At 36.9% G+C, this 5,706-nt stretch carries 3 protein-coding genes; all 3 read left to right on the plus strand.

Annotated features, from left to right (window positions below):
* Positions 1 to 903 precede the first annotated feature (903 nt).
* Positions 904 to 1,116, plus strand: a complete 213-nt coding sequence (locus tag E1171_RS08710) for a hypothetical protein (protein WP_155205620.1) — start codon at positions 904 to 906, stop codon at positions 1,114 to 1,116.
* 899 nt (positions 1,117 to 2,015) lie between these two features.
* Complete coding sequence (locus E1171_RS08715; protein WP_155205621.1) at positions 2,016 to 4,739, plus strand: TonB-dependent receptor; 2,724 nt, start codon at positions 2,016 to 2,018, stop codon at positions 4,737 to 4,739.
* A gap of 118 nt (positions 4,740 to 4,857) precedes the next feature.
* Positions 4,858 to 5,691, plus strand: a complete 834-nt coding sequence (locus tag E1171_RS08720; RefSeq protein WP_155205622.1) for a DUF4249 family protein — start codon at positions 4,858 to 4,860, stop codon at positions 5,689 to 5,691.
* The last annotated feature ends 15 nt before the right edge of the window (positions 5,692 to 5,706 follow it).

Here is a 5,706-nt window from a genome sequence, read left to right on the forward strand (position 1 = left end):
CACTAGCTGGAATTGAAAAAGTGGAATAATGATTTTTGGAATCCGTAAATGGTATCTCTTTATCGCTTCCAGGAGTTTTTCCTACGGCTTACTTTTGTTTATATAAAACAAAAATGAAATTACATATTTCATTCCTACCATAGTATTTTTTTCCCCTTGTTGGGAATTCTCTTTGGGGAAGTGAAACTAAATTAAGTATCAAAAGTTCCTAAGTTGGTTTTTAAATATTAGAATATTACCTTACTATCGAAATGGCATACTTGGGAATACATAAAGGAGATAAGCTACCAGTTCCAATGGTTCTCATTGCGATTTTTTTTAGCTTTTTTTGTAACTCGTTGTTTCCTATTTCTTCTAAGGTTCCCCAACCCCAGTTGAATCAGACGGAAGTTGTTTTGTCAGAAAAGCATTTGGCTTATGGACAAACGATATCTTTTAGGGATGCTCATTTTATTATAAATCCTGTTTTTAATTCCTTTTTTCTCAAGCCAAACCTACCTTATGCAATTGTAGCTTTCAATAGACATTCCAAGTTAATGTTTGAAAATCAATTAAGGCTGGCTCGCACTAGCAAATTTCCTAATCAAGTTTTCTACTTAAAGTCTTTTTTTGAATATCCAACTGAGGATACTTTTTCTTGCATAGGATAATTATTGCATTTCTTACCAGAGAATTGGTAAACAAACACTTTCTAAGTAATTATTAAAGGGTTAATCTAACGCTGTTCTGGATCTTTTGTGAGCACACAAAAGAATTACCATTGAAAGATTGTGGGTTCTTGTTTGGCTATAGACCGGGTTTCGGAGAGTATTTAGAAAACATTTCAGTTGTTCTCCAGAAATATATTGTCAAAAGGAAACCACCGAGGAGCAAGGTTAACCCAAAACATATTCTAAAAAATATATGAAAAGTTTCAAAAAGTCATTGAGGCTAATAGGGTTAATCTTTTTGATGCTATTGGCTTCAGTAGGATTTGGCCTAATGGGGGTTGCTCCAATTCAATTTTCTAATAAAAGGAGGGATTTTCCTGAAACAACAGTAGAATTAGTTGAATCAGAAGGAGAAGAAAAAGAGGTAAATCATTTAGAATTTAAGGAGAAACAGAATCCAGTTTAATAAAAATGTGAACTTCAAAAAAATTAGTATTAGCAACCTTATAGTGAGTTTCTATAAAGGTTAGATGTTTTTATTTATTGAAATTTCAGGGGCTAAATTGGAAAAGGGAGGTCCGCTGTAGATAATAGACATTGGTTAGATTGCCTTAGCTAATAATTGGAATAGGGGCAACTGGAAGGAAAGTATACCTCAGTTGTCCCTTAATAAGATGTACTCACCTAATGAAAGTGAATTCAAATAGGCCTTGGGTTGAAGTTTAGGATGATGGTTTCTAAAAACTTTAATAGGGAATATCTGGTTGAAATAAATCAGAAGAACCCTTTCCACTTTTTTGAAGACATTTTTGAGTGTGGAGTAGAGGGATGGGCTTAAATTTAAAAGCTCGTTAAATAATTTTTTCAACCACTTCCTGTCATTTCAAATGAAATATGTCCTGCACATTTGAGCGCCATTTCCTTTTTCCAATTCCATATTCCAACCTAAATTTATTGCTAATCTATTTTAGAATCCTAAAAAATTAACTCTCCTTAAATTTCCGAAATTGACCTAAGAGATTGGGTCAATGGATTTTTTTGCTAATAAATAGATAGGTTTATTAATATGTTTAAACACGTTAAATTAAAAGTAAGTAATCAATGCTTTTGAGAAGTATTTGTCTTTTACACCATTAGTAGATCTTTTCTGGTTATTGGTTGAAAAAAATTTCTAAAGTAGTCAACTCTCCACAAATTTATGAAGCTGAATTTGACGCAAAAAATTGTGTTTTGTTCAGCAAGGGTTCCTCAAAAGCCCTCTGACTTTTAATAGAAAAGTTATAGATGGATTTGTGAGTGGATTAATAAGAGATCTTAGAGTGTTTTCCATGTATAAATAATTTTGTATTAAATAAATGACTGCCTATGTTGAAAAATTTAATCTCAAGGTTATGGCTAATAATGGTTTTGGTTAGCCTATCTCCTTTACATTATTTGGTGGCTCAAAATAATGATTTTGAAGTTGTAAATAAGTCCTATTTTGGGAAGGATCTTTTAAGTATTTTGAAGGATTTGTCAGTGAGTCATGAATTGGCTTTAGACTATAGGAGGGAGGAGATTCCTATAAATATTCTCCAAAGAAAGAATTTTAAAGGCCAGAGTCTAAAAGAAGTCCTCCAAGATCTTCTAGAGCCCTATGACCTGGTATTTCATCTGGAAGATAAAAAGCTCACCATTAGAACTAAGGAAGAAGGAATACAATTAGAAAGGGAGCCACCAAAACCCAAACGGACGAATTTCACTTTAGAAGGAGTTGTGAAGGATAAAGAAACGGGGGAGACCTTACCGAATGCTGTTGTAATGATCAACTCTACTCAAAAAGCTGCAATTTCTAATCTGGATGGTTTTTTTACATTGCTGAATGTCCCTACCGATACCTCCCTTTTATCTTTTCGCTATCTAGGGTATAAATCCCAGGAGCTTAGATTGAACCCGACAATGGTAGAAAAACCTCCTTTAATTGTGGAAATGGAGGTACACACCAATGAATTGGAAGAAGTAGTAATTTCTGCCAGGGAAGAGCAAATGATGAAGGTTGGTAAACAGGTCAGTGTGGTGTCTGTTTCCCCTGCGCAATTATCTGCTTTACCCAGTCTGGGAGAAAAGGATATTTTTAGGTCTCTACAGTTATTACCCGGAATCAGTGGAAGCAATGAAACCTCTTCGGGTTTGTATGTGAGGGGTGGAACTCCTGATCAAAACCTGATTCTTTTCGATGGTTTTACGGTATATCATGTGGATCATTTTTATGGATTTTTTAGTGCCTTTAATGCCGATGCGATTAAAGATGTCCAGGTATATAAAGGAGGATTTGAATCTAAATATGGGGGAAGGCTCTCTTCTGTGGTGGACCTGACAGGAAAACAAGGGAATACCAATAAGACTGGCTTTAGTGCCGGATTAAGCATGATGAGTGCCAATGCCTCTTTTGAATTACCTTTTGCGGGCGGAAAAGGAAGTGTTTTGCTAGCGGGTCGTCGGTCATATACCGATATAATTCAGAGTGGCTTATATAAGAATGTATTTGCCCTCTTTCAACAGGAGGATGAAACCAATGGAGGGTTTATGGGTCGTGGAGGAAGAGGAGGGAGAGGCCAGTTTGCTCAGGTGGAAACTGAACCTGTTTTCTTTTTCTATGACCTAAATGCGAAAGTTACCTATAAACCTTCATTAAAGGATATTCTGTCATTCTCTTTTTATAATGGTCAAGACCATCTGGATAATTCCAACGAATTTAATGATGAATTTGGGGGAGGGCAGAATGGTAACCTCTCAGGTACTATTCTAAATAAAACCACTGATTTAACTGCATGGGGAAATTGGGGAAGTAGTTTAAAGTGGGGACGTCAGTGGAATAGTCGTTATTATTCCAATACAGTAGTATCCTGGTCCAATTATTTTAGTCAAAGGGATCTTTTTTCTGAGTCTGAGATAAACCGTGATGATTCTTTACAAACCTTTATCCGTGGTACACAAGAGGATAATGATCTATATGACTTTAGTTTTCGAACAGATCATGAATTCTTGCTGAATTCGGCACACCGACTTGAATTTGGTACTCAATGGACCTTCAATAAAATTGACTATAATTTAACGATGAATGATACTCTGCAGATATTGAATAGAAATGATGAAGGCCTTATCGGATCGCTCTATATTCAGGATAATTGGCAGATTATCGATAAACTTCTTTTTACTCCCGGTATCCGACTTAGTAATTATAGTCTTACTAAGCAATTGTATTTTGAGCCAAGATTGTCCGCCATCTATGAGTTGACAAAACAACTGAAGTTTAAAGCAGCTTGGGGACATTATTATCAGTTTGCTAATCGGGTGGTACGCGAAGATGTAAGTGAAGGAAGTCGCGATTTCTGGTTATTGGCTAATGATGATACTAATCCGGTGAGCCAAGCAGTGCATTATATAGCGGGGCTCAGTTATGAAACTGCTGGTTTCCTTTTCGATATTGAAGCATACAGAAAAGATATGTCTGGCTTGTCGGAATATTCTTTACGATTCTCGCGCCCAGGATCAGGGGAGACAGGGGATTTGTTTTACACAGGTACAGGTATTGCTCAGGGTATTGAATTCCTAGTACAACGGAAGATAGGGAAGTTAACCGGTTGGATTAGTTATACGTTGGGAGAAGTAATTCATACTTTCCCTGAATTGTCGGATGAGCCTTACCCTGCTTTACATGACCAAACCCATGAGTTTAAAATTGTCAATAGTCTTCAATTAGGACGATGGACTTTTGCAGGTACATGGATTTACGCTACCGGAAAGCCTTACACTGCTCCGGTGGGTGGTTATGAGCTTACCATGCTTGATGGTAATCAAATCAGTTACATCAGCATAGGGGAGAAAAATGCTTTCCGTCTTCCTGATTACCATAGGCTTGATTTGTCAGCTACCTATGGCTTTAATCTTGGAAAGGGAAAAGCTGATGTAGGCCTTTCGGTTTTCAATGTTTACAATCATCAGAACGTCTGGTATAAAACATTTGAAGTGTTGGAGGAGGATGTGATCACCACGGATGTGAACACAATAGGTTTCACCCCAAATATCTTTTTGCAGGTGAAGTTCTGATAGACAAGGAAAAAATCCTTTTTCTGTCATTCCCAAAAATGATGTTTCCAATTAAGGAGTGGAGTACCAATTGTTTTCAAGGATAGGGCGCTTTCTCCAGAATTAAAATTTAGAGATAATGAAGAAGTTTACTTTAATGTGGGGCTTATCATTCTGCGGACTTGCCATGCTTTCATGCCAGGACCAAACTTTTGATCCCACTGAAGCTGAAGACTTAATCGTCGAGGCTTATCTGTATTCCGGTCAACCTGTTAACCAGATAAAATTAACTCGTCTAATCCCTTTTATAGAAGAGAATGATAATGACGATTATTTTGTCAATGATGCTGAGGTCTTTATTCATCATGGGGAGGACACTTTCCCCCTGATACTTAACCAAGGAGATACCGGTACCTATTATTACCCAGGTAGCGACCTTGAAATTGCGACAGGAAAGACTTTTGAACTTAGGGTGGAATATTTTGGTAAAACGATACATGCTACCTCTATAGTACCTGCTTCTCCTTTAGGTCTTCAGTTATCTGAAGATGAGATCGAAATTGAACCAATTGAGGAAATGATGGATATTAGGAATAGAGAGGTGCCAGACTTAATTGTGGAATGGGATAACCCATCTGGTGAAAGCTTTTATGTGCTGATGGAAAATATAGAAGCTGAAAGTGAACCTTTGGATGTCAACGGTTTAATGGAAGGCTTCATGCAGGGACGTTTTCGAATGATTACTCGCCCCTCTCCATTGGATACCTATGTAATCAGGGGTATGCAATTAACGGAATATGGCACCTATCGATTAGTTTTATTCCGGGTAAATCAGGAATATGTGGATTTGTATGAATCTACTGAACAGGATTCTCGATTTTTAAATGAACCGGCAAGTAATGTTGAAAATGGTTTGGGTATTTTTACAGCCTTTAATAGTGATACCATTTATTTTGAGGTGAAAAAACCATAGAGGTAGGGGTAGCGT

This window comes from Xanthovirga aplysinae, assembly GCF_009711365.1.
In the GTDB taxonomy this organism is placed as follows: Bacteria; Bacteroidota; Bacteroidia; order Cytophagales; family Cyclobacteriaceae; genus Xanthovirga; species Xanthovirga aplysinae.